The sequence below is a fragment of the Lichenibacterium ramalinae genome, from assembly GCF_004137085.1.
GTDB lineage: Bacteria > Pseudomonadota > Alphaproteobacteria > Rhizobiales > Beijerinckiaceae > Lichenihabitans > Lichenihabitans ramalinae.
Map to the genome: position 1 here is coordinate 141,220 of NZ_QYBC01000011.1, position 23,648 is coordinate 164,867.

The 23,648-nt window shown below is 71.6% G+C and carries 21 protein-coding genes; 13 read left to right on the forward strand and 8 right to left on the reverse strand.

Annotation, left to right across the window (positions count from 1 at the left end):
* Positions 1-79: 79 nt before the first annotated feature.
* Complete coding sequence (locus D3272_RS14265) at positions 80-586, forward strand: putative pterin-binding protein (RefSeq protein WP_346432577.1); 507 nt, start codon at positions 80-82, stop codon at positions 584-586.
* Positions 587-608: 22 nt separating this feature from the next.
* Here D3272_RS14265 and D3272_RS14270 read toward each other — a convergent pair whose 3' ends face one another.
* Positions 609-3,287, reverse strand: coding sequence for an MGH1-like glycoside hydrolase domain-containing protein (locus D3272_RS14270; protein ID WP_129219866.1), 2,679 nt, complete (start codon positions 3,285-3,287; stop codon positions 609-611).
* A gap of 203 nt (positions 3,288-3,490) precedes the next feature.
* Between D3272_RS14270 and D3272_RS14275 the strand changes: the two genes are divergently transcribed.
* Positions 3,491-4,423: an alpha/beta fold hydrolase gene (locus tag D3272_RS14275; RefSeq protein WP_129219941.1), complete on the forward strand. Its 933-nt coding sequence runs from the start codon at positions 3,491-3,493 to the stop codon at positions 4,421-4,423.
* A gap of 121 nt (positions 4,424-4,544) precedes the next feature.
* On the opposite strand, the gene D3272_RS14280 is transcribed toward D3272_RS14275, so the two are convergent.
* Positions 4,545-5,246: a DsbA family protein gene (locus D3272_RS14280; RefSeq protein ID WP_129219867.1), complete on the reverse strand. Its 702-nt coding sequence runs from the start codon at positions 5,244-5,246 to the stop codon at positions 4,545-4,547.
* A 125-nt stretch (positions 5,247-5,371) separates the two neighbouring features.
* On the opposite strand from D3272_RS14280, the gene D3272_RS14285 reads away from it, so the two are divergent.
* The 8 genes from D3272_RS14285 to D3272_RS14320 all read left to right on the forward strand — a co-directional run bounded on the left by D3272_RS14285 (position 5,372) and on the right by D3272_RS14320 (position 11,896).
* Positions 5,372-6,436 carry a lytic murein transglycosylase gene (locus tag D3272_RS14285; protein WP_165361355.1) on the forward strand — a complete coding sequence of 355 codons (1,065 nt, stop codon included), beginning with the start codon at positions 5,372-5,374 and terminating at the stop codon, positions 6,434-6,436.
* Positions 6,437-6,475: 39 nt separating this feature from the next.
* Complete coding sequence (locus D3272_RS14290) at positions 6,476-7,591, forward strand: SGNH/GDSL hydrolase family protein (RefSeq protein WP_129219869.1); 1,116 nt, start codon at positions 6,476-6,478, stop codon at positions 7,589-7,591.
* 236 nt (positions 7,592-7,827) lie between these two features.
* The gene (locus tag D3272_RS14295) at positions 7,828-9,603 is read left to right on the forward strand and encodes an acetolactate synthase 3 large subunit (protein ID WP_129219870.1); all 1,776 of its coding nucleotides are present in this window, start codon (positions 7,828-7,830) and stop codon (positions 9,601-9,603) included.
* A gap of 129 nt (positions 9,604-9,732) precedes the next feature.
* A complete protein-coding gene (locus D3272_RS14300; RefSeq protein WP_129219871.1) occupies positions 9,733-10,194 on the forward strand; it encodes an endonuclease domain-containing protein in 462 nt (153 codons plus the stop codon).
* Positions 10,191-10,754 carry an acetolactate synthase small subunit gene (ilvN, locus tag D3272_RS14305; protein WP_129219872.1) on the forward strand — a complete coding sequence of 188 codons (564 nt, stop codon included), beginning with the start codon at positions 10,191-10,193 and terminating at the stop codon, positions 10,752-10,754. Before D3272_RS14300 ends, ilvN begins: the two co-directional genes overlap by 4 nt.
* A gap of 4 nt (positions 10,755-10,758) precedes the next feature.
* Positions 10,759-11,238 carry a LysE family translocator gene (locus tag D3272_RS14310; protein WP_342634183.1) on the forward strand — a complete coding sequence of 160 codons (480 nt, stop codon included), beginning with the start codon at positions 10,759-10,761 and terminating at the stop codon, positions 11,236-11,238.
* A 153-nt stretch (positions 11,239-11,391) separates the two neighbouring features.
* Positions 11,392-11,700: a BrnT family toxin gene (locus tag D3272_RS14315; RefSeq protein WP_129219873.1), complete on the forward strand. Its 309-nt coding sequence runs from the start codon at positions 11,392-11,394 to the stop codon at positions 11,698-11,700.
* Positions 11,678-11,896 carry a BrnA antitoxin family protein gene (locus tag D3272_RS14320; RefSeq protein WP_165361356.1) on the forward strand — a complete coding sequence of 73 codons (219 nt, stop codon included), beginning with the start codon at positions 11,678-11,680 and terminating at the stop codon, positions 11,894-11,896. The genes D3272_RS14315 and D3272_RS14320 overlap by 23 nt, the downstream gene beginning before the upstream one ends.
* Before the next feature lie 78 nt (positions 11,897-11,974).
* Here D3272_RS14320 and D3272_RS14325 read toward each other — a convergent pair whose 3' ends face one another.
* Genes D3272_RS14325 through D3272_RS14345 form a run of 5 tightly spaced genes read right to left on the reverse strand, consistent with a single transcriptional unit; the run spans position 11,975 to position 16,645 of the window.
* Complete coding sequence (locus D3272_RS14325) at positions 11,975-12,859, reverse strand: class I SAM-dependent methyltransferase (RefSeq protein ID WP_245496572.1); 885 nt, start codon at positions 12,857-12,859, stop codon at positions 11,975-11,977.
* Positions 12,856-13,881 carry a GNAT family N-acetyltransferase gene (locus D3272_RS14330; RefSeq protein ID WP_129219875.1) on the reverse strand — a complete coding sequence of 342 codons (1,026 nt, stop codon included), beginning with the start codon at positions 13,879-13,881 and terminating at the stop codon, positions 12,856-12,858. The genes D3272_RS14325 and D3272_RS14330 overlap by 4 nt, the downstream gene beginning before the upstream one ends.
* Positions 13,878-14,921 (reverse strand): glycosyltransferase, encoded by a 1,044-nt coding sequence (locus tag D3272_RS14335; protein ID WP_129219876.1) that lies wholly within the window; start codon positions 14,919-14,921, stop codon positions 13,878-13,880. Before D3272_RS14335 ends, D3272_RS14330 begins: the two co-directional genes overlap by 4 nt.
* Positions 14,918-15,697 (reverse strand): PIG-L deacetylase family protein, encoded by a 780-nt coding sequence (locus D3272_RS14340; RefSeq protein WP_129219877.1) that lies wholly within the window; start codon positions 15,695-15,697, stop codon positions 14,918-14,920. The genes D3272_RS14335 and D3272_RS14340 overlap by 4 nt, the downstream gene beginning before the upstream one ends.
* A gap of 24 nt (positions 15,698-15,721) precedes the next feature.
* Complete coding sequence (locus D3272_RS14345) at positions 15,722-16,645, reverse strand: dihydrodipicolinate synthase family protein (RefSeq protein ID WP_245496573.1); 924 nt, start codon at positions 16,643-16,645, stop codon at positions 15,722-15,724.
* A 396-nt stretch (positions 16,646-17,041) separates the two neighbouring features.
* Here D3272_RS14345 and D3272_RS14350 point away from each other — a divergent pair, with 396 nt between their 5' ends.
* Together D3272_RS14350 and D3272_RS14355 are read left to right on the forward strand one after the other, a co-directional pair.
* Positions 17,042-18,799, forward strand: a complete 1,758-nt coding sequence (locus D3272_RS14350) for a NirA family protein (protein ID WP_129219879.1) — start codon at positions 17,042-17,044, stop codon at positions 18,797-18,799.
* A complete protein-coding gene (locus D3272_RS14355; RefSeq protein WP_129219880.1) occupies positions 18,796-20,424 on the forward strand; it encodes a sulfite reductase subunit alpha in 1,629 nt (542 codons plus the stop codon). The genes D3272_RS14350 and D3272_RS14355 overlap by 4 nt, the downstream gene beginning before the upstream one ends.
* Here D3272_RS14355 and D3272_RS14360 read toward each other — a convergent pair.
* Positions 20,418-21,734, reverse strand: coding sequence for an NAD(P)/FAD-dependent oxidoreductase (locus tag D3272_RS14360; protein WP_129219881.1), 1,317 nt, complete (start codon positions 21,732-21,734; stop codon positions 20,418-20,420). The genes D3272_RS14355 and D3272_RS14360 overlap by 7 nt on opposite strands.
* Positions 21,735-21,949: 215 nt before the next feature.
* Here D3272_RS14360 and D3272_RS14365 point away from each other — a divergent pair, with 215 nt between their 5' ends.
* Positions 21,950-23,422: an MDR family MFS transporter gene (locus D3272_RS14365; RefSeq protein ID WP_129219882.1), complete on the forward strand. Its 1,473-nt coding sequence runs from the start codon at positions 21,950-21,952 to the stop codon at positions 23,420-23,422.
* Positions 23,423-23,648: the final 226 nt, after the last annotated feature.

Consider the following 23,648-nt stretch of genomic DNA (forward strand, 5'->3'; position numbering starts at 1 on the left):
AAAACGTTTCTTTAGCAAATCCGTCCGACTCCTGAGAGCGGAATCAATATCGAGGACACCACCGATGTTCAACTCCCAGATGAAGCGCGCATCTCTGGCACTCCTGTTGCTCATGGCCCTGCCCGCCGGGCAGGCGGCCCGGGCCGGCACCCTGCCGGCGCCGACCGGCAAGCCGATCCTGACGATCTCGGGCCAGATCTCCGAGACGAACAGCGGCGACACCGCCCAGTTCGACCGCGCCATGCTGGAGAAGCTCGGCATGGTGACGATCGTGACGAGCACGCCCTGGTACCAGGGCCCCATGACGTTCGAGGGCGTGCCCATGGACAAGCTCATGGCCGACGTGGGCGCCAAGGGCCAGCGCGTCGTCGCCTATGCGCTGAACGACTACACGACCGAGATCCCCATGGAGGACTTCGCCAAGCACCACGCCATCCTGGCACTGAAGCGCAACGGTGAATACATGCCGGTGCGCGACAAGGGTCCGCTCTTCGTGGTCTATCCCTACGACAGCGAGCCCGAACTCAAGAGCCAGATCTTCTACAGCCGCTCGGCCTGGCAGGTGGCCCGGCTGGTGGTGAAGTAACGGCGGCGCCCCTCCCGAACCGTCACGGCGCGCGCCGCATCAGCAGGTTGGCGACCAGCGCCGTCCACCCAGTCTGGTGGGAGGCGCCGAGCCCCTCGCCGGTGTCGCCGTGGAAATATTCGTGGAAGAGGCCGTGTTTCTCGACCACGCCGCCGCGCGCCGCCGCCCGGGCCAGGGCGGCCGGCCGGCCCCCGCCCTCGCCCACGAAGAGGCGGGCGAGGCGGCGGGCCAGTTCGTCGGCGACCTCGCCGAGGTCCAGCATGGTCCCCGAGCCGACCGGGCATTCGACCGTGAACTCCGGCCCGTAATAGCTGTGGAACTGCCGCAGGGCGTCGATCAGCAGGAAGTTCAGCGGCATCCAGACGGGGCCGCGCCAATTGGAATTGCCGCCGAACAGGCCGCTGGTCGATTCTCCCGGCGTATACTCCACGGTGTAGCGCGCCCCGCCCCGGTCGAGGATGAAGGGCTCGGCGCCGTGGGCCTTCGACAGCGAGCGCAGGCCGAAATCGGACAGAAACTCGGTCTCGCTGAGCGCCCGCCGCAGCAGCCGCTTCAGCCGCGAGCCGCGCAGCAGCGAGAGCAGGTGGCGCTCCCCCTCGCCGCGCTCGTTCCAGCGCGACACCAGCGCGGCCAGCTCCGGCCTGAACTTGAGCAGCCAGCGCAGGCGCCGGGTGAAGTCCGGCAGCTTGGCGAAGACGCTCTCGTCCAGCACTTCGACGGCGAAGATGGGGATCAGCCCCACCATGCTGCGCAGCCGCAGCGGCACGTGATGGCCGTCCGGCTGGCGCAACGTGTCATAGAAGAAGCCGTCGGCATCGTCCCACAGCGACACGCCGTCGGCGCCGATATGCGCCATGGCGCCGGCGATCGCCATGAAGTGCTCGAAGAACTTCGTCGCGATATCCTCGTAGGCGCGGTTCACCTGCGCGAGTTCGAGCGCGATGCGCAGCAGGTTCAGGGCATACATGGCCATCCAGGCCGTGCCGTCGGCCTGGTCGATGATGCCGCCGTCCGGCACGGGTTCGGAGCGGTTGAACGGCCCGATGTTGTCGAGGCCGAGGAACCCGCCCTGGAAGATGTTGCGGCCCCCGGCGTCCTTCTGGTTCACCCACCAGGTGAAGTTGAGCATCAGCTTGTGGAGGATGCGCTCGAGGAAGGCGGTGTCGGCCACGCCGGTCGTGGCGCGGTCGATCTCGAAGACCCGGAAGGCGGCCCAGGCGTGGACGGGCGGGTTCACGTCGCCGAAGTTCCACTCGTAGGCGGGCAGCTGGCCGTTGGGATGCTGGTACCAGGGGCGCAGCAGCAACAACAGCTGGTCCTTGGCGAAGGCACCGTCGACCGGCGCCATGGCGACGCAGTGGAAGGCGAGGTCCCAGGCGGCGTACCAGGGGTATTCCCACTTGTCCGGCATCAGGATGACGTCGGCGTTGGTGAGGTGCTCCCAATCGGCGTTGCGGCCGCGGCGGCGGGAAGCGGGCGGCGGCGGGTTGACGGGGTCGCCCTTCAGCCAGACCGGCACGTCGAAGATATAGACCTGCTTGGACCACAGCAGCCCCGCGACCGCCTGCCGGTGCACGGCGCGGGCGGCGGGATCGGCGATGCCCTCCTGCAGGGCGGCGAAGAAGGCGTCGGCCTCGTGGCGCCGCAGCCCCATCGTCGCGTCGAAATCCGCGAAGGGCCGGGCGGCATCGGCGGCGGGGCGGAAGCGCAACCGCAGCACGGCCTCGCCGCCGGGCGGCAGCGTCAGCACGGCATGGGCGGCGACCTTGCTGCCCGAACCCGTCACGGCATCCTCGCGCCCCTCGACCACCAGGGCGTTGATGCCGTCCTTGAAGGGCCCCTCGGCCTCCTCGCCGAAGAGCAGCGGGCGGTTGGTGTCGTTCTCGGTGAAGCGCCAGGGCACGGCCCGGTCGATCGACAGGCGCCGCGCCGGCATCTCGGGCCGTTGCGCCAGGACGGAGCCGTCGCTCGCCGGGCTGATCCAGGCGCGTTTGGCGGATGCCGCCTCCATGCTGGTGCGGCCGGCGCTGGGGCGCTCCGCATCGCCGGCCCACGACCAGGTGTTGCGCGCCCAGAGCTGCGGCAGCACGTGCAGCCGCGCCGGGGCCGCCCCCGCATTGCGCAGCGACACCCGCATCAGCAGGTCCTCGGGCCCCGCCTTGGCATATTCGACCGTGACGTCGACGAAGGCGCCGCCCTCGAGCACGCCGGTGTCGGGCAGCTCGTATTCCGGCTCGTCCCGGCCGCGCCGCGCGTTGACGGCCGTCAGCTCCGCGTAGGGGAAGGCCGCCAGCGGGTAGCGATAGACGAAGCGGTTGTAGGAATGGGTCGGCGTCGCATCCGCGTAGTGGTAGACCTCCTTCACGTCCTCGCCGTGGTTGCCTTCCCCGTTGGCGAGGCCGAAGAGCCGCTCCTTCAGGATCGGGTCCCGCCCGTTCCAGAGCGCGACGCCGAGGCACCAGCGCTGCTGGTCGTCGCAGAAGCCCGCGAGCCCGTCCTCCCCCCAGCGATAGGCGCGCGAGCGCGCGTGGTCGTGCGGAAAGGAGCCCCAGGCGTCCCCCTCGGCGCTGTAGTCTTCGCGCACCGTCCCCCATTGCCGTTCGCCGAGGTAGGGCCCCCAACGCCGCCACGCGACGCCATCGGCGATCTCGGCCAGGCGGCGGCCTTCGGCAGTGGCGCGGACGGGATGGGGACTGCTCAAGGATGCGGCTCCGGCACGCGACGACGACGGCCGGCGCCCGCCACCCTTTCACGATCCGTGCCGCCGCGGGACGCGCCGCCGCGGGACGCGCCGCCGCGCCTGCCCGGATGTTTCGTGACGGCATGGACGGTCCCCAAACGGCGTCTCGCACGTTGGGACCTCCGATCGCCCACCGGCGAGCACGGGAACCCAGCGCCATGGACATCCTTCCTCCCAAGCACGAGACCGTCACGCACGGGACCACGCGCCTCCACGTCGCCCGGCTCGAGGCGCTGGAGCGTCCCGAGGCCGGCGGCCGCGACACCGGGGACGGCCGCACGCTGCTGTTCCTGCACGGCTGGCCGGAGTTCTGGTGGACGTGGTCGCCCGTGATGGAGCGGCTGTCGGCGCTGGGCTACGATTGCGTGGCGCCGGACCTGCGCGGCTTCGGCGACAGCGACAAGCACCCCGAGGGGCGCTCCGCCGAGGTCGGCCCCGGCGTTCATGCCGGCGACGCCCTGGCGGTGCTCGACGCGCTGAAGCTCGGCCGCGTCGGGGTCGTGTCGCACGACGTCGGCGCCTACGCGGCCCAAAGCCTCGCCCGGCTGGCACCGGAGCGGCTCGCCGGCCTGTTCTTCTTCAACTGCCCGCATCCCGGCATCGGCCCGCGCGGCGGCGCGCCCGCGATGCTGAAGGAGATCTGGTACCAGAGCTTCAACCAGCTGCCGCTGGCGGCCGAGCTGGTGGGGGCCTCGCGCGACACGATCCGGACCTATATCGGCACGATGCTGCGCCACTGGGCGGGCGGCAACCCGGCGGCCTTCGACGACGACACGGTCGAGCGCTTCACCGACAATTTCGCCAAGCCCGGCAACCTGCAGGGCGGCTTCAACTGGTACATCAGCCAGGGTGCGGACCGCATCCGCATGCTCGAAGGCCAGGCGCCGAAGCCGGCGCCCATCGCGGTCCCGACCTGCGTGCGCTGGGGCGACCGCGACCCGATCCTCCCCGCCGCCTGGGGCGACACGCTGGGCGACACCTTCGCGGATCTCGACTTCGAACCCTTCACCGGGCTCGGCCACTTCCCCCACCGCGAGGACCCGGACCGCGCCGCCGCGGCGGTCGACGCCTTCTATCGCGACCGGCTCGGGGGCTGAACGTCCCTGGACGATCGCGCGTAACCCCGGAAACGGAGGTGATGCCGTCGGCGGTTGCGGACGGCATCCGGGCCCGGGTCGGAACCGGCTCCGAGACCCGAGCCGGCGCGCCCGCGCCGGGTCAGCCGCAGGCGAGCTTGTCGCAGCGCTTCATGTCGGCGACGGCCTTCTGCATCGCGTCCGGGCCCGGGTAGCCCAGGATGCCGATGTTGCCGAGCGAGAAGGACGGCGTCGCCTCGAAGCCGAGCGAGCGCGCGAGGTCCACCTGGCGCCGGATGACGGCGCCCACCTGCGGCAGGTCGGCGGCGGCCTCGACCGCCTTGGCGTCGAGACCCATCTCGCCCACCACAGCCAGGGCGAGAGGGCCGTCGATGGGGCCGGGCTTGGCGTAGACGGCCTGGTGGAAGGCATAGGCCTTGGCGGGCCCGGCGCCGCGCAGCACGGCCTGCTGCACCTTGGCGGCCTGGACCGAGCCGAGGCTCAGGATGGGGTTGTTGACGAGGCCGAGCCGCAGCCCCGGGTTCATGCGCAGCAACGCGTCGAGGTCCCCCTCGGCCTTGCGGCAGAACGGGCAATTGTAGTCGAAATATTCGACCAGGATCACGTCGGGGTGCTGCGCGCCGGTCCACACCACCCCGGGCAGGCCCTCGGTCGAGAGGTCGGACGGCAGGCGGTAGTTGTAGACCTGACGGCCGTCGTCGGCCGTGAAGGGGAACAGGCTTCCGGCCTGGGCGAGGGCGCGCCCGGCCGTTCCCGCGGCGACGCCCAGCACCAGGGCGCCTCGCCAGGCAGCATCGAGGATGTTGCGTCGATCCACCACCATTCCGCCGTCCTCGCCGCCTCGATCGGGAGGCTCTTACCGCGGCATGGTGAACGGGTTGTCAACCGGTGCCGCCCTAGGCTCCGTCAGGGCCGGACATGCGGCCGCAGGACATCCGGGGTGCCGTCATGGCGAGGTCTGTCACGTCGAAGAAGCTGCGCTGCGCCGTCCTGGCCGTGCTCGGGCTCGCCGCCACCGAGGCCGCCCTGGCGGTGGCCGCGCCGGTGCCGGCCCGGGCGGCCGCGGCCCGCACGGTCGACTTCGACGCCTTCGTCCGGTCGCTCTGGCCCGAGGCCCGGGCCCACGGCGTGTCGCGGGCGACCTTCGACGCCGCCTTCCTGGGCGTCACGCCGGACCCGGCGGTGATCGAGAAGACCCGCAGCCAGGCCGAGTTCCGCAAGACCGTCGGCGAATACCTCGACACCGCCGTGTCGGAGAAGCGGATCGCGCTCGGCAAGGAGAAATACGCGACCTTCTCGCGCTGGCTCGCCAAGGCCGAGGACCGCTTCGGCGTGGACCGCTACATCATCATGGGGGTGTGGGGGCTCGAGACGAAATACGGCACCTACACGGGCAACGACTACGTCATCCGCTCCCTCGCGACCCTGGCCCATGCGGGCTACCGCGGCGCCTATTTCCGCACCGAACTCATCAAGGCCCTGGTGATCCTGCAGGAAGGCCACGTCGACCCGGCCCACATGATGGGCTCCTGGGCGGGCGCCATGGGCCAGACGCAGTTCATGCCCTCGAACTTCAAGCCCTATGCGGTGGATTTTGAGAACCACGGGCGGCGCGACATCTGGACCAGCGTGCCCGATGCCGTGGGGTCGACCGCCAATTTCCTGCGCAAGCACGGCTGGATCCCGGGCGAGACCTGGGGCTACGAAGTGGTGCTGCCGGGCGGCGGCATGGCGAGCCCGCCCGACCACTACGTGCCCTTCGCCACCTGGGCCGACCGCGGGCTGCGCCGGGCCGACGGGGGCGAGATGCCGCGCCAGGGCCGCGCCGCCCTGCTCCGCCCCGCGGGCGCGGCCGGGCCGGCCTTCCTCGTCACGCCCAACTTCAAGGTCATCAAGAGCTACAACAACGCGACCTCCTATGCGCTCGGCGTCTGCCTGCTCGGCGACCGCATCGCCGGCTGGGGTCCGTTGAAGGGTCGCTGGCCCGGCGCTACGGTGGCGCAGACCCGGTGAGGACCGGGCTTGGTTGAGCTGCAGGGTCCCGTGACACGCATGATCGACAGCCGCCCCCGCGCGGGATGGGCCGCGCCCGCCGCGCGGGCACTTTCGGCCGCGACGGTGCTGTTGGCCGCGACGGTGCTGCCCGGCGCGGTTTCGCCGGCGGCGGCGGCCGAGGCTGCGGCCGGCCGCCCGGCGGGCGAGGCTGCACCCGGCCGCCCCGCGGCCAGGCCCGGACCGGCGCCGCCCCTCGTGCTGGTGGTGGGCGACCGCTTCGCGACCGCCCTCGCCGACGGGCTCGATCCCGACCCGACCGTCGTGGTGGCGCGCACGACGGGCGACGCCTTCGGGCTCACGCGTCCCGGCTACGCCGAGTCCCTCGGCACGATCCGCGAGCGCCTGGCGCGCCCGGACCGTCCGGCCCTCGCCGTGATGATGGTGGGGACCGACGACCGCGACCCGCTGTCCGACGCCTCGGGCCGCTTCGAGCCCGGCACGCCCGGCTGGGCGCGGCTCTACGGCGAGCGCGTCGACGCCATCTCGGCCCTGTTCCGCGACGCCGGCGTCCCGCTCGTGTGGATGGGCCTGCCGGCGGTGCGCTCGGCCACGCTGTCGGCCGATCTCGTGCGCCAGAACGGCATCATCCGCGATCGCGCCGCCAAGGACGGCGCCAGCTACGTCGACAGTTTCGACGGCTTCACCGACGATGCCGGCCGTTACAGCCCGGTCGGCCCCGACGTCGACGGCGCCACCGTCAAGCTGCGCCGGGCGGACGGGCTCGGCTTCACCCGCGCCGGCGCGCGCAAGCTCGCCAGCTTCCTCGCGCCCGAGGTCGCGCGGCTCGGCCGCTCCACGGCCGCGGCCAGCGCCAACGACGTCGCGAGCCTCACCATCGACCGCGCCCGCGGCTTCGATGCGGCCCTCGACATCGACGTCAACGCCCAGATCCGGCGGGAAGCCGCCCGGGCCGCCGGCCAGCCCGAACCGGCGGCCGGGCCGGGTCCGGCGAGCGGGCCCGCCGCCGGCCCGGTGCTGCCGCTCACCGCCGCCCCGACGGCGCCCGACGGGCAACTGGCCAGCCTCGCGCCCCCGCAGGGCGCCCCGCCCGCCGCCGAACCCGCGACGCCCCGGCCCGGGCGGGCCGACGACTTCTCATGGCCGCGGAACTGAGGCGGGGCAGCGCCGGATCCGCACCCGATCCGGCGCTTGACGACGGCTGCGACCGGTGCTAGCCCTTTTGCGATAGCAGCGAGTGTGGCGGCGATGTCGACGAACCTTATCGTAATTCTGGCGCCTGGAGCGGATCGAGACTGACGTCTCGGCATCCGCTTTCGGCGCATACCCAGGCCCCTCGCGGGCCTTTTTTATTGCCCAAATTCCTGACGATCTGAGCCTGGAGCTTCCCCATGTCGAGACAGATGACCGGCGCCGAGATGGTCGTGGCCGCCCTGGAGGACCAGGGCGTCGACACGATCTTCGGCTATCCCGGCGGCGCCGTCCTGCCGATCTACGATGCCCTGTTCCAGCATCCCAACGTCAAGCACGTGCTGGTGCGGCACGAGCAGGGCGCCGGCCATGCGGCCGAAGGCTATGCCCGCTCCTCCGGCAAGGTCGGGGTGCTGCTGGTCACGTCGGGGCCCGGCGCCACCAACGCCGTGACGGCGCTGACCGACGCGCTGCTCGATTCGATCCCGCTCGTCTGCATCACCGGCCAGGTGCCGACCCACCTCATCGGCTCGGACGCGTTCCAGGAGTGCGACACCACCGGCATCACGCGCCACTGCACCAAGCACAACTACCTCGTGCGCCGCATCGAGGACCTGCCCCGCATCCTGCACGAGGCCTTCTGGGTCGCGTCGCACGGGCGGCCGGGTCCCGTCGTCATCGACATCCCCAAGGACGTGCAGTTCGCCTCCGGCACCTATGTGGGGCCGCAGAACATCGTCCACCGCACCTACCAGCCGGTGGTCAAGGGCGAGATGGACCGCATCCGCCAGGCGGTCGCCATGATGGCGGCGGCCAAGCGGCCGGTGTTCTACACGGGCGGCGGCGTCATCAACGCGGGTCCGGAAGCCTCGAAGCTGCTGCGCGAACTCGTGGCGCTGACGGGCTTCCCGGTGACGTCGACGCTGATGGGCCTCGGCGCCTACCCGGCCTCGGGGCCGAACTGGCTCGGCATGCTAGGCATGCACGGCACCTACGAAGCCAACCACGTCATGCATGATTGCGACCTGATGATCGCCGTCGGGGCCCGTTTCGACGACCGCATCACCGGGCGGCTCGACGCCTTCTCGCCGGGCTCGCAGAAGATCCACATCGACATCGACCCGTCGTCGATCAACAAGGTCGTCAAGGTCGATCTCGGCATCGTGGGCGATTGCGGCTTCGTGCTCGACGACATGGTGCGGCTGTGGCGCTCGGAGGGCCACGGGGCGGACCGCGCCGCCCTGGCGGACTGGTGGGAGCGGATCGAGGGCTGGCGCCGCCGCAACTCGCTCGGCTTCACCAATTCCCGCACCACCATCAAGCCCCAGCACGCCATCCGGCGCCTCTACGAGCTGACGAAGGACCGGGACACCTACATCACCACCGAGGTCGGTCAGCACCAGATGTGGGCCGCCCAGCATTACGGCTTCGACAAGCCCAACCGCTGGATGACGTCGGGCGGGCTCGGCACCATGGGCTACGGCCTGCCGGCCGCCATCGGCGTGCAGATGGCGCATCCCGGGGCGCTCGTCATCGACGTGGCGGGCGAAGCCTCGATCCTCATGAACATGCAGGAGATGTCGACGGCGCTGCAGTATCGCCTGCCCGTGAAGGTGTTCATCCTCAACAACAGCTACATGGGGATGGTGCGCCAGTGGCAGGAGCTGCTGCACGGCTCGCGCTACTCGGAAAGCTATTCCGAAGCCCTGCCCGACTTCGTGAAGCTGGCCGAGGCCTATGGCGGCGTCGGCATCCGCTGCGACGACCCGGGGGAGCTCGACGCCGCGATCCTGCGCATGATCGACACGCCCCGCCCGGTGATCTTCGACTGCGTGGTGGAGCGGGAAGAGAACTGCTTCCCGATGATCCCGTCGGGCAAGGCCCACAACGAGATGCTCCTCCCCACCGGCATCGACGACTGGGGCGCCCCCGACCTCGGCGCCGTCATCGACGAGAAGGGCAAGATGCTGGTCTAGCTGATGCTCCTTCTCCCGTGAAACGGGAGAAGGTGGCCCGGCGAAGCCGGGTCTGACGCGGGGAAGCGCCGCCCTTCTCCCCTCCGGGGAGAAGGTGGCCCGAAGGGCCGGATGAGGGGATCGGGGGGCATGGAACGTCCAGCATCGGCCACCCGACGCGCCCGCTCCCTGCGGCGCGACATGACCGATGTCGAGCGTTGGCTCTGGAGCAAGCTCAGGGACCGCCGCCTCGGCGGTTACAAGTTCGTCCGGCAACTGCCTGTCGGTCCCTTCTTCGCAGACTTCGCCTGCCGTGACGCGATGCTGATCGTCGAACTCGACGGTTCGCAACATGCGGAGAGCCTCCGGGACCACCTCCGGGACACCTTCCTCCTGAGCCAAGGCTTCGGCGTCCTCCGGTTCTGGAACCATGAGGTCGCCGGCGGGATCGCCGACGTCTGCGAGACCATTCTGGCCGCGGTCGAGAAGCGTCTCACCCCTCACGACCGCTTCCGCATACCCGCACCCGAGAACCCCTCATCCGGCCCTCCGGGCCACCTTCTCCCCGGAGGGGAGAAGGGCGCCACCTCCACCGACCGAGACACCCCATGAACGCGCTCACGCCGCCGCCCGCCTCCCCGCCCTCGCCCTATTCGTCGGCGTTGGCCACCTCCAACACCGAGCCCCACACGCTGTCGGTGCTCGTCGACAACGAGCCCGGCGTGCTGGCCCGCGTGGTCGGGCTGTTCGCGGGGCGTGGCTACAACATCGAGAGCCTGACGGTCGCCGAAGTGGCGCATGCCGAGCACCAGTCGCGCATCACCATCGTGACCTCCGGCACGCCCGAGGCCGTGGAGCAGATCCGCCACCAGCTGGAACGGCTCGTGCCGGTGCACCGCGTCACCGATCTCACCATCAAGGGCCATTTCGTCGAGCGCGAGCTCGCCATGGTGAAGGTGCGGGGCAAGGGCGAGAACCGCATGGAGGCGCTGCGCCTGTCGGAAGCCTTCCGGGGCCGCGTCGTCGACGCCACGACCGAGAGCTTCACCTTCGAGCTGACCGGCTCGCCCTCCAAGATCGACCAGTTCGTCGAGCTGATGCGCCCCGTCGGCCTCGTCGAAGTGTCGCGCACCGGCGTGGCGGCCATTTCGCGCGGACCGGACGGGATGTGATCCCGTGACCGGCGCGCTGCTCTGGGCCCTGGTGATCTTCTGCTTCGTCAGTTCGATCACGCCCGGTCCCAACAACCTCATGCTGATGACGTCGGGCGTGAATTTCGGCGTGCGGCGCACCCTGCCGCACATGTTCGGCATCGCGCTCGGCTTCACCCTGATGGTGGTGCTGGTGGGACTCGGCCTCGCCGGCATCTTCGCCCGGTTCCCGGTGCTGCTCGTGGCCATGAAATGGGTCGGGGCCGCCTATATGGTGTACCTCGCCGTCAAGCTCGCCACGGCGGCACCGCTGAAGCCGACCGGGGCGAGCGGCGACCCCATGACGTTCCTGCAGGCCGCCGCCTTCCAATGGGTCAACCCGAAGGCCTGGATCATGGCGCTGACCGGCGTCGCCACCTATACCGACCCCGGCGACTACACCCGCACGGTGCTGCTGGTGGCGCTGGTCTTCGGCATCGTGAACCTGCCCTGCATCACCTCCTAGGCCCTGTTCGGCACGGCCCTGCGCCACGCCCTGCAGCGGCCGGCCGTGCTGCGCGCCTTCAACTGGACGATGGGCGCGCTGCTCATCGCGTCGCTCTACCCAGTCTTCACCGAATAGCCTTGACTCATCGGTGACGGCATCAAACCTACCGGGATGGCGATCACCTTCGACCCGCGCAAACGCGACGACACCCTCCTGGATCGAGGGCTCGATTTCGACACGGCGGTCGAGGTGTTCGAGAACGGAACCGTCGACATTCCTGATCGACGGCGGGACTATGGCGAGGAGCGCGTCATCAGCGTCGGTTTCCTGCGTGACCGCATGGTCATCGTCGTCTGGACGCAGCGCGGCGAGGCTCGCCACGTCATCTCGATGAGGAAAGCCAATGGACGGGAACAAGAGAGATATTCCGCTCGATTTGGAACGGATCGACGCCCACGTGATCTCGGACCGGGAATATGAAGAGATTCCCGAACTGACCGACGAGGACTTCGCGCGCGGGGTCTGGACGCCAAGCCCGGCGACCCAGTCGCCCCTGACGGCCCCCTACCATCTGCTGGTCGACGCCGACGTCGTCGCGCGCTTCAAGGCCACCGGTCAGGGCTGGGAACGGCGCATCCATCTCGCGCTCCGACGGGCTGCCGACGCGATCGGCTGACACGGCTTACCGGCCGGCTTCACGCGGCTCCGCTCCGCGAACATGCCGCTCCGTCGTCCCGCCCCGCCCCGCCGGCGGTCAGGCGGGGCGGCGCAGCACGAAGGCGGTCGCGTCCCACAGCCGCAACGGCCGATCGCCCGCCCGCTCCAGCGACAGCCCGTGCCGCGCCGCGGCGGCGGTGAGGCCGGCGGGATCGCCCCGGTAGGAATAGTTGAGGATCACGGCCGCGCCGCCCGGCCGCAGCACGCGCGCGATCTCGGCGACGTGCCGCTCGGCGAGCCCGGCTTCGACGAGGTAGGGGAAGACGTCGGCGGCCAGCACGAGGTGCCGCGACCCGTCCGCCACGCCGTCGAGGTCCCGCCCGGTGCCGACCGCGTAGCGCACGTTGCCGTGGCGGGAGCGCCGTCGCGCCTCCGCCACCATGCCGGCGGAAAGGTCGATCCCCAGCACGCCCCGCAGATGCGGCGCCAGCGCCTCCGCGAACCGCCCCATGCCGCAGCCGAGGTCGAGCGCGTCGCGCTCCGGCCCGAGCAGGCCCCAGGCCTCGAGCGTCCCGACGACCTCCGCCGTGGCTTGCGCCAGCAACCCGGCATCGCCGAGCGCGTAGAGGGCGACGCCGGCTTCCGGCGACGCCGCGGCGAGCCTGTCGAAACCGTCCCGCCAATGGGCGAGCGTCGCCTCGGGCGAGGCGAGGTCCGGCGCGTGGTCGACGCTGTCGGCGACGGCATGGACGGTGCGCCAAGCGTCGGGATGGGCGGCGAACAGGCGGGCGACCTCGGCGAGGCCCCGCCCCGCGCCTTCCGCCAGCTCCGCCGCAGCCAGCTCCGCCGCCGCCAGCCCCGCTTCCGCCAGCGCCTGCTCGGCCGCATCCCGCGAGGGCGCTGCCATGAGGAGGTGCATCAGCGCGACGTTGGGCGGCACGTCGCCGCGCAGGCGCCCCAGCAGCGCGGCGGCGAGGCTCACGGGGCGGAGCCCCGGCGCAGCAAGCGCCGCAGGTTGACGCGGTCGATCGCGCCCCACTCGTATTTGTAGGCTTCCCGGCCCCGCAGCAGGTTCAGCTCCCCGGCGCCATCCGCCATCATCGTCTCCAGCGCGTGGCCCATCAGCACCGTGCCGGGGCTCTCGAAGGCGAAGGCCGGGTCGAGGCCGCCGAGATAGGCGTAGAGGCGGCACCCGCGCCGCAATCCGTGGAACACCCCCGCCACCCTGCCGTCGATGCGCAGCAGCGTGGAGTAGAGCAGGCCGGCGGCGGCGAGGCGCGGCACCGCGGCGCCGTGGAAGGCCTGCACGGTGGGGTCGGCGAGCACGCCCGCCTCGCCGCGGCTCTGCCAACGGGCTGCGTGCAGGCGGAACAGGGCGTCGAGGTGGTCGGGCGCCGAGGCGGGCGTGGCGGTCTCGACGACGGCGGCGCGGCGCTCGGCCCGATGCCGGGCCATGCGCAGCTTGCGCAGCTTGCCGGGGGGGACGACGGCCCCGATGGCGGGGGCGTCGTCCCCCCAGGCGAGCACGGGGCAGCGACTCTGCTCGGCGCGATCGTCGCCCCAGCCCGCCGGGACGCGCCATCCCAGGGCGGGCGATTCCGGCGGCAGTTCCTCGAGCGACAGCAGGTCCCAGCCGTCGAGCGCCGCGAGGGCGGCGAGGACGACCGCGCCGACATCGGGGGCGCGGTCGGTACCGACTTCGGCCCCGACGTCGGGCGCGACCAGCATGTCGAGGTCGTCCGACAGGCCGATGCCGAGGGGCAGCAGCCGCCGGCTTGCGACCTCGAGGTAGAGCGGGGCCAGCGCAACCAGCCGCGGTCCGTGCCGCACCGCCACGGTGCGCAGGGGGCCCGGCCCGAAGCCGTCCCACCAGGGCAGCAGCCAGGCCGGCGAGCGGAACGGCGTCGCGGCCGGGCAGCGGCCGAACAGGTCCCACCACTCGGCTTCGAGCGCGTGGAGGGCCGCGGCATCGGTCAGCACCTCGGCGCGCAGCACCGCCGTCATGGCCCTGCCCCGGCGAGGCGTCGGTAGAGCGCGAGGTAGCGCGCCGCCATGTCGGCCTCGTCGAAGCGCGCGCGCGCCTCGGCACGGCACCGCTCGGGGTCGATGGCGCCGGCGCGCCCGATCGCCGCCGCCATGGCGTCGACACCCGTGACGAGGAAGCCGGTCTCCCCCTCCACGACGGCATCGGCGATCGCGCCGTTGGGGAAGGCCACGACGGGCGTGCCGCAGGCGGCGGCCTCGCGCACCACGAGCGACGAGGTTTCCGCGGCGAGGCTCGGCACCAGCAGGCAGCGCGCCGCCGCGAGCAGCCGGCGCTTGCGGGCGAAGCCCACCGGCCCGAGGAAGCGCCGCCGCGCGTCGAGCCTCGGCCGCACCTCGTCCTCGAAGTAGGCGCGGTGGGCCGCGTAGCCGTAGACCTCGCCCGCCACCAGAAGCGGCACGTCCGCCCGGTGTGCGGCCTCCAATGCGAGATGGATGCCCTTCTCGGGGCAGATGCGGCCCAGCACCAGCGCGAAGCCGCGCCGGGCGTGGCGGGCCGCGGCGAGGCGGCCGACCGGCACGCCGTTCTCGATCGGGGCGACGAGGGCGGGCGACGGTGGGCAGGCGGCGTGCTGGGCGGCCGAGACGCAGTTGAGAAAGGTGCCGGGCCGCGCCGGCCTCAGCGCATCGGCGCCGTACCAGGCGGGCGGCAGGTGCAGCGTCGCCAGCACGGGCGAGCCAGGTGGCGGCAGGTAGGCGGCGAAATCGATGCCGTGCAGGTGGACGAGGTCGACGCGGGTCCGCGCCAGCACCCCGGCGATGGCGGCCCGGTTGGCGGCCTGGGCCCCGGCCTTGGCGGCGTCGTCGAGCGTCCCCGCCGCCCAGGGGATCGGGGCGAGGTCGCCGGCGACGTGCGATCCCTCGGGCGCCACCACGACCGAGCGGTGGCCGGCCGCCACCAACGCCCGGTCGAGCGCCGCCAGCACCTGTTCGGAGCCGCCGGTGCTGTCGGGCGAGACGCGCGCCAGCGGATAGGAGACGCTCAGCACCGTGAGGCTCACGGCGCGGCGCCGGCGAGGCCGAGGTCCGCCTCGGCGGCGCGCACCGCCGCCAGCCATCCGGCCCAGTCGAGGCCCCAGCCGTGGCGCTCGTAGAGCAGGTCGCCGCCGTGGGGCCGGCGGGTGAAGTCGTGCGGCGGAGCCCGGCGCAGCAGCTCGCGGTCGAGCGCGAAGCCCGCCAGCGTGGCGCCCTGCGTGGCGTGGCAGGCCGCCATGCGGCGCTTCCGCTCCAGCTCCGCAGGCGACAGGGCGAGCCGATGCTCGGCGCCCCCGCCGGGCGGGAACAGCTGCCTGGCCCAGCCCTCGGGGGCCGCGTGGTAGAAGGGCATCTCGAAGACCGGCGTGGCGCCGCCGGCGAGCCGCACGGCCGCGTGGACGGCGAAGGCAACGGCGTCGTGGTCCGGGTGCCCCCCCTCGTAGGCGTGGGTCAGCACGGCGTCGCATCCCGCCACGCGCGGGACGAGGCGGCGCGCCACATCGGCGAGGGCGAAGGCGGCCCCCTGGTCGGCCACGCCGAACCCGTGGTGGCGATCCGCCGGCACGCCGGCCAGCGCCAGGGCATGGCGGGCTTCGCGCCAGCGGGCCGCCGCGTAGTCGGCCGGCGTGTCGAAACCGTGCCGGCGCGCGTCCTCGCCGTTCCGCGGCGCCCCGTCGGTGACGTGGACGACGGCGGCATCGGAGAGCCGCGACAGCAGCGCGCCGCAGCCCAGCACCTCGTCGTCGGGATGGGCCACGACGACGAGCCAGCGGCCCGCGAAGGCGGGAAGGTCCGGCGTCACTGTCCCGCCGTCACCGGTCAGGAATCACTTGCCCCAGCGGAGCGCCAACGGCTGCAGCGTTTCGGCGATCTCGAGCAGGCCCGCCTTGGTGGCGGGATGCAGCGGCTCGAAGGGATGGCGGACGTGGTCGCTGTCGATCACGCCGCCCGCCATCATCACGGTCTTGGCGGCGCGCAGGCCGCACTGCCGGTTCTCGTAGTTGATGAGCGGCAGGCACTTGGCGTAGAGCGCCGCGGCCGTCTTGCGGTCGCCCGCGAGATGGGCCGTGACGATGGGCTTGATGAGGTCGGGCAGCAGCGCGCTCGTCATGGTGCCGGTGGCGCCGGCGTCGAGGTCGGCCATCAGCGTGATGGCTTCCTCGCCGTCCCACGGGCCCTCGATGGCGTCGCCGCCGGCCGCGATCAGCGCCCGCAGCTTGGCGGCTGCCTGCGGCACCTCCACCTTGAAGTAGCGGACCAGCGGCACTTCCTTGGCGAGCCGCACCAGGAACGGCACCGACAGCGCCACGCCCGACAACGGCGCGTCCTGCACCATGATGGGCAGCTTGGCGGCGTCGGCGATGCGGGCGAAATGCTCCACCATCAGGTTCTCGTCGGCCCTGAGGCCGTTGCCGTGATAGGGCGGCATCAGCATCAGCATGGCGGCGCCCGAGGCCGCCGCCTTGCGCCCGCGCTCCGCCGCGATGGCGGTGGCGTAGTGCGAGCAGGTGACGATGACCGGCACCCGGCCCCCCACCTGGTCGATGCTGGCCTCGACCAGCTGGTCGCGCTCGGCATCGGTGACGGCGAACTGCTCGGAATAGTTGGCGAGGACGCAGATGCCGTCGACGCCCTGATCGACCATGCAGTCCATCACCCGGCGCTTGCCGGGGAGGTCGAGGTCGCCGTTCGCCTTGAAGGGCGTCGGGGCCACGGGAAAGATGCCGGTGAGGGGGATGGCGGTGGTCACGTGTCTGCTCCCGGCCGCGGCGCTCGGTTCGGCGCGCATCGGACGCGGCCAGGATTACGGCCATCGGTCGCGGCCGTAAAGCCCAGGCACATATTGTCCGACAATCAATGCCCGCCGGTTGGGCAGCCGCCGACCTGGGAACGGCGGCAGTCTGATCGACCCTTGGGCAGCCGGGGCCGGCGCCCGCCTGACCGGGGCTGGCATAGGGCTTGCTCGTCCTAGCGCCGAATGCCGGGTCCCGAGTCTCGTGCCGGCAGGGATCATGCAACACGGCACGCCGCGCGCGCGACCGCCGACCGGGGGGCACTCCGGGCGATCGCCCGTCCGGTCCGGCCCGCCGGGACCGGACGGCGGACGCCGCGCGACCGACGGCGCCAGCCGCACAGGGTTGACAGGATGGGCATGGATTTCACCTCCGACCAGAAGCACTGGCTGGACGGCTTCGCCTCCGGCCTCGGCGCCATGCGGTCGATCGGCCGGGCGCCCGCCAGCGCCGCCGCGGCCGAGCCGACCGGGCCCGACGCCGAGCAGCTGAAGGCCCAGGACCGGCAGGTCGCGGCCGGCAAGAAGTTGGCCGACCAGGAGAAGTGGAAGCGGGCCGAACACCCGTTCGAATCCTACGACAGGCTGAAGGCCGTCGCGCTCACGGGGGCGCGCCCGAAGCCGGAGGACAATTTCCGCTGGCGCTACCACGGGCTCTTCTACGTGGGCCCGGCGCAGGACAGCTACATGTGCCGCATGCGCGTACACAACGGCATCCTGAAGCACTGGCAGTTCGCCGCCATCGCCGACCTCGCCGACCGCGACGGCGGCGGCTATTCCCATGTCACGACGCGCTGCAACCTCCAGGTCCGTGAGATCCAGCCGGAGCGCGGCTCGCATTTCCTCGAAGGGCTCGCCGATGTCGGCATCATCCCGCGCGGGGCGGGTGCCGACAACATCCGCAACGTGACGGGCTCCGCCACGGCCGGGATCGACCCCGACGAACTCCTCGACACGCGGCCCCACGCCAAGGATTGGCACCACCACATCCTCAACACCCGCGTCATGTACAACCTGCCGCGCAAGTTCAACGTGAGCTTCGACGGCGCCGGCAAGATCGCCACGCTGGAGGACACCAACGACATCGGCTTCCAGGCCGTGCGGGTGATGGAAGGCGCGCCGATCCCGGCCGGCGTCTACTACCGCCTCGCCATCGGCGGCATCTCGGGCCACAAGGACCTGGCGCGCGACACCGGCGTGGTGCTGCCGCCCGGCGACTGCATCAGGATCGCCGACGCCATCATCCGGGTGTGGTCGGAGCACGGCGACCGCACCAACCGCAACCATTCCCGCATGAAGTACGTGCTGGACGCCTGGGGCTTCGACAAGTTCCTGGCCGCCGTCGAGGAAAAGCTCGGCGACAAGCTCACCCGGCTCGACGCCGCCCATGTGGCGCCCCGCCCCGCCTACGACCGGCTCGGCCATATCGGCGTCCACCCGCAGCGGCAGGCGGGCCTCAACTACGTCGGCGTCGTGCTGGAGGCGGGCCGCCTGTCGACCGACCAGATGCGCGCCGTGGCCGAGATCTCGCGCCGCCACGGCGACGGCGACATCCGCCTGACCGTTTGGCAGAACTTCCTCCTGTCGGGCGTGCGCGACGAGGACGTCGACGCCGTGCGCGCCGCCGTCAGGGCCGTCGGCCTCGACACCGAGGCGTCCACGATCCGCGCCGGCCTCGTGGCCTGCACGGGCTCCTTCGGCTGCAAGTTCGCCAACGCCGACACCAAGCGCAACGGCAACGAGATCGTGGCCCACATCGAGCCGCGCGTGCCGATGGACCAGCCCGTGAACGTCCACCTGACGGGGTGCCCGAATTCCTGCGCCCAGCACTACATCGGCGACATCGGGCTCATCGGCGTCAAGGTGCCGATCGGCGACGACGACACCGTGCCGGGCTACAACATCCACGTAGGCGGCGGCTTCGGCACCGAGGCTTCGATCGCCAAGATGATCTACCCCGACACCAAGGCCGAGGACGCGCCGGCGCGCGTCGAGGCCCTGCTCAAGGCCTATCTGGCGCACCGCGCCGAGCCGACGGAAAGCTTCCACAGCTTCGCCAACCGCCACGAGGTCGAGGCCCTGAAGAGCCTCGCTGAAGGGATGCCCGCATGAGCGCCGCGCCGCAGATCACCGTCACGATCCCCGACACCGCCCCGTTCTCGCCCGAGCAGCGCTCCTGGTTGTCGGGCTTCTTCTCGGCCTCCGTCGCCGCCATGGCGGCCGAGGGGCCGCCGACGGCGTCCAACGATTCCGCCGCCACCACGGTCGACGGGCCGATCCTGGCCACCAACGACGAGGCGCCCTGGCACGACCCGTCCATGGAGCCCGACGCCCGCATGGAGATGGCCAAGGACCGGCCGATCGCGCCGCGGCTCATGGCCGCCATGGCGCAGCAGGATTGCGGGCAATGCGGCTACAATTGCGCCGACTATGCCAACGCCATCTTCCTGCACAACGAGGAGCGGCTGAACCTGTGCGCCCCGGGCGGCAAGGTCACGGCGCGCCTGCTGAAAGGCCTCGCGGTCGAGCTCAACGACATCAACGGCGACAAGACCGCCGCCGACGTCGGCGCGGCCGAGGGCGGCAAGTCGCGCGCCGTCGAGAGCGCCCAGGCCGACGTCATCCCAGGCACGTCGCGCGAGGCGCCCGCCACGGCGGTCTTCAAGTCGCGCCGCCGGCTGAACCAGGAAGGCTCCGCCAAGGACACCTGGCACGTCGAGTTCGATCTGTCGCAGAGCGGCGTCAGCTACGTGGTCGGCGACAGTTTCGGCGTGTTCCCCAAGAACAACCAGGGCCTCGTCGACCAGATCATCGCCATGCTGGGCGCCTCGCACCTGACCGAGATCGCCGGCAAGACGCTGCGCCAGGTCCTGCGCGAGGACGTGGACCTCGGGCTGGCGCCCGATTCGCTGTTCGAGCTGTTCTCCTACATCTCGGGCGGCAAGAGCCGCGAGAAGGCGCGCGCCCTCGCCAAGGGCGAGGACCCGGACGGCGACGCCGCGCAGCTCGACGTGCTGGCGGTGCTGCACAAATTCCCCAACGTCCGCCCCCATCCGGAAGCCTTCGTCGACGCGCTGTCGCCGCTGCAGCCGCGCCTCTATTCCATCTCGTCGTCGCCGAACCTGAACCTCGGCGGGCTGTCGCTGACGGTGGATGCCGTCCGCTACCAGATCAACAAGCGCAAGCGCACCGGCGTCGCCTCGACCTGGCTGGCCGATTCCGTCGAGCCCGGCGAGGCGCTGAAGGTCTACGTCCAGAAGGCGCACAACTTCGCCCTGCCCGACGACAAGGCCAAACCCGTCATCATGGTGGGGCCCGGCACCGGCGTCGCCCCGTTCCGCGCTTTCCTGCAGGAGCGCAAGGCGTCCCAGGCGCCGGGCCGCAACTGGCTGTTCTTCGGCCACCAGAAGTCGGCGACGGACTTCTTCTACCGCGAAGAGCTCGAGGAGATGCGCAAGGAGGGTGTGCTGTCCCGCCTGTCGCTCGCCTGGTCGCGCGACGCCGGCCAGAAGTTCTACGTGCAGGACCGCATGCGCGAGGTCGGCACCGACCTGTGGCGCTGGCTCGAGGACGGCGCCCACGTCTACGTCTGCGGCGACGCCAAGCGCATGGCCAAGGACGTCGAAGCCGCGCTGGTCGACATCGCCGCCACCGCCGGCAACAAGACCACCGACGAGGCCGTGGCCTTCGTGAGCCAGCTCAAGAAGGACAAGCGCTTCCAGCTCGACGTCTATTGACGGGCCGGGGCGGTCCCGGCGCCGGCGGCCTCGGACACGGTGAGGTTATCGGGCCCGTGCCAGCCGAACCGCTCCATCCGGTAGGGCGCAGGATCGGTGAAGGGCGTCTCGCCGGTCATCATCTCGGCGAGGAGCCGGCCCGACACCGGTCCCAGCGTCAGGCCGTGGTGCTGGTGGCCGAAATCGAGCCACAGGCCCTGGTGCTTCGGCGCCCGCCCGATCACCGGCAGCATGTCGGGCAGGCAGGGACGCGAGCCCATCCAGGGCATGTCCTCGAGCGGCTCGGCCAGCGGGAACAGGCCGCGGGCCTTGGGGATGGCCCGCTCCATCTGCACGGGCGTCATCGGGGCCTCGCGGCGGGCGAATTCCGCACCCGTGGTGAGGCGGATGCCGCGGTCCATCGGCGCCAGGAGATAGCCGCCGTCCGCGTCGAGCACCGGGTGGTTCAGCACGGCGTTGCCGCGCGCCCGGAAATGCAGGTGGTAGCCGCGCTTGATGCCGAACGGCAGGCGGTAGCCGAGCTTGCGGTAGACGAGGTCCGACCACGGCCCCAGCGCCACCACGGCATCGCGGGCCTGAAGCCAGCCGTCGCGCGTCTTCACGCGCCATCCCGGCGCCTGCTCCTCGAGCGTGGCGGCATCGCCCTTCATGAAACGGCCGCCGCGCTGGAGGAAGAGCGCGTTGTAGCGCTCGACCAGCCCGCCGGGGTCGGACACGGCTCCGGGATCCCGGAAATGCAGCGCCCCGATCATGCCGGCGGCGAGGTGCGGCTCGCGCTCGGCGAGGCCGGCGGCGTCGAGCGTGTCGATCTCGAGCGCGAAGCCGCGCAGCCGCTCGGCATCCCGCAGGCCCTTGTCGAAGCTGCGCGGCGTCCGGAACCCCTTGATCCAACCGACCTTGCGCATGAGGCCCGTGCTGCCCGAAGCCGCCATCAGGCGCTCGTGCTCGGCGAGCGAGCGCTCGATGAGGGGGCGGGCCGAGCGGGCGATGCGCTCGACCCCCTTGGGCGAGGAGTTGAACCAGTACCGCACCAGGAAGGGCGCCAGTCCCGGCAGCGCCGAAGCGTGGTAATGCGCATCCGTCGTGCGGTTGAGGGCGTAGCGCGCCAGCGAGGCGAGGTCGCGCGGGAAGGCGTAGGGGTAGATCGACGACCGCTCGATCAGCCCGGCATTGCCGTAGCTGGTGCCCATGCCGGCCTTGGGTGCCCGTTCCACGAGCACCACGTCGCGGCCCCGCTCCTGCAGGTGCAGCGCCGCCGAGACGCCCACGATCCCGGCGCCCAGCACCACGACATCGGCCCTGTCACTCATGCCGCACTCCCGTCCGCGCCGGCCGTGCCCCTGCGGCACCCGCTCCGCTCCCGACGGCGGCGTCGCCGCCCCCGGCCGGGATGCCGAGCCTATTACAAAGCCCGTGCCGCGTCCCAGCGGTTCCCGGGGCGAGCCTGCGAAGGTTAAAAGCATTTTTAACCCCGGGCCCGCCGCCGCCCCTGCAAAGGTCGCGATCCGACGCTAAACCCAGTCCCATGTCCGACAAATCCAAGACCCACCGCCCGCTGGTCCTGGCCTCCGTCATGGCGGCCATGTTCATGATCGCCATCGAGGCCACGATCGTATCGACGGCCATGCCGCAGATCGCCGGCCAGCTCGGAGACCTCCACCTCTACGCCTGGGTGTTCTCGGCCTTCCTGCTGACCCAGACCGCCACGACCGTGGTGTTCGGCAAGCTCAGCGACCTTTATGGACGACGCCCCGTGCTTCTGGTCGGCATCGCCGTGTTCCTGGTGGGGTCGCTGCTCTGCGGCTTCGCCTGGTCCATGCCGTCCCTCATCGTGTTCAGGCTGATCCAGGGCGTCGGCGCCGGCGCCATCCAGCCCATCGGCATCACGGTGGTGGGCGACCTCTATTCGGCGCACGAGCGCGGCAAGATCCAGGGCTACCTCGCCTCCGTGTGGGGCATCTCGTCGGTGCTGGGGCCGCTCGCCGGCGGGCTCATCATCCAGCACATCTCCTGGTCCTGGATCTTCTGGATCAACCTGCCGATCGGCGCCATCGCGGCAGCCGGCTTCGTGCTGTTCCTGCACGAGGGGGTCGAGCGGCAGGCGCGGTCGGTCGACGTGGCGGGCGCGGCCCTGTTCACGGTGGCGATCGCGTCCCTGATGATGGCGCTGACCGAGGCCGGCACGTCGGACGCCGCCACGCTGTGGCCAAGCCTCGTCTTCGTCGCCGCCACCGTGCTCTTCGTGCTGCAGGAGCGGCGGGCCGCCGACCCGATGCTGGATTTCGGGCTCTGGGCGCAGCGCCCCATCCTCACCGCCAATGCCGCGACGCTGCTGTCCGGCATGACCATCATCGGCCTCACAACCTTTCTGCCGATGTTCGTGCAGGGCGTGATGCGCCAGTCGCCGCTGGTGGCGGGCTTCGCCCTGACCATGATGGTGTTCGGCTGGCCCATCGGCGCCACGCTGGCGGCGCGCAACTTCGTGCGCTTCGGCCTGCGGCCGACGCTGCTGCTCGGCGCCGTGCTGCTGCCGGTGGGCGCCGTGGCCTTCGTGGTGCTGGGCGCCACCTCGTCGCCGGTCCTGGCGGGGCTTGGGTCCACCGTGATGGGCTTCGGCATGGGCTTCCTGTCCACGGCCGCCATCGTCATCATCCAGGACTCGGTGGCCTGGGCGCAGCGCGGCTCCGCCACCGCCTCCAACATCTTCGCCCGGAACCTCGGCTCGACGCTCGGCGCCACAGTTCTCGGCACGGTGCTCAACTACGGCCTCGCCCATCCGGCCACCGGCCCTTCGGTGAGCTCCGACCAGCTCCGCCGCCTGCTCGACGCGCCCGACAGCCTCGCCGAGACAGCCGATGCCGTGCGGGGCGCCCTCGGCCAGTCGCTGCACGTGACCTTCTGGGGCATCTTCGCCATCGCGGTGCTGACGCTGCTCCTGTCCCTGCTGGTGCCCCGCGTGGCGCTGACCGAGGGGCCGCGCGAACTCGTCGTCGAATGAGAGACGGTGAAGGCATGCCCTGGGCTCCGACGTCGCCGCGGCATCCCGCGATGTCGTCGGCGGGCGTGCCGGCACCGTCGCGCTTCAGCGCCAGACCCTGACGGGGCCCGTCCTCCCGCGCCGGGCCGCCTCGGCCCGGAACGCTTCCGCCCTCGACGCATCCGCCCCGGCCCGGCGGCGCCATCCACAGGCCCCGGCGGAAGCCCCGCTTCAACGACGGCCCGGC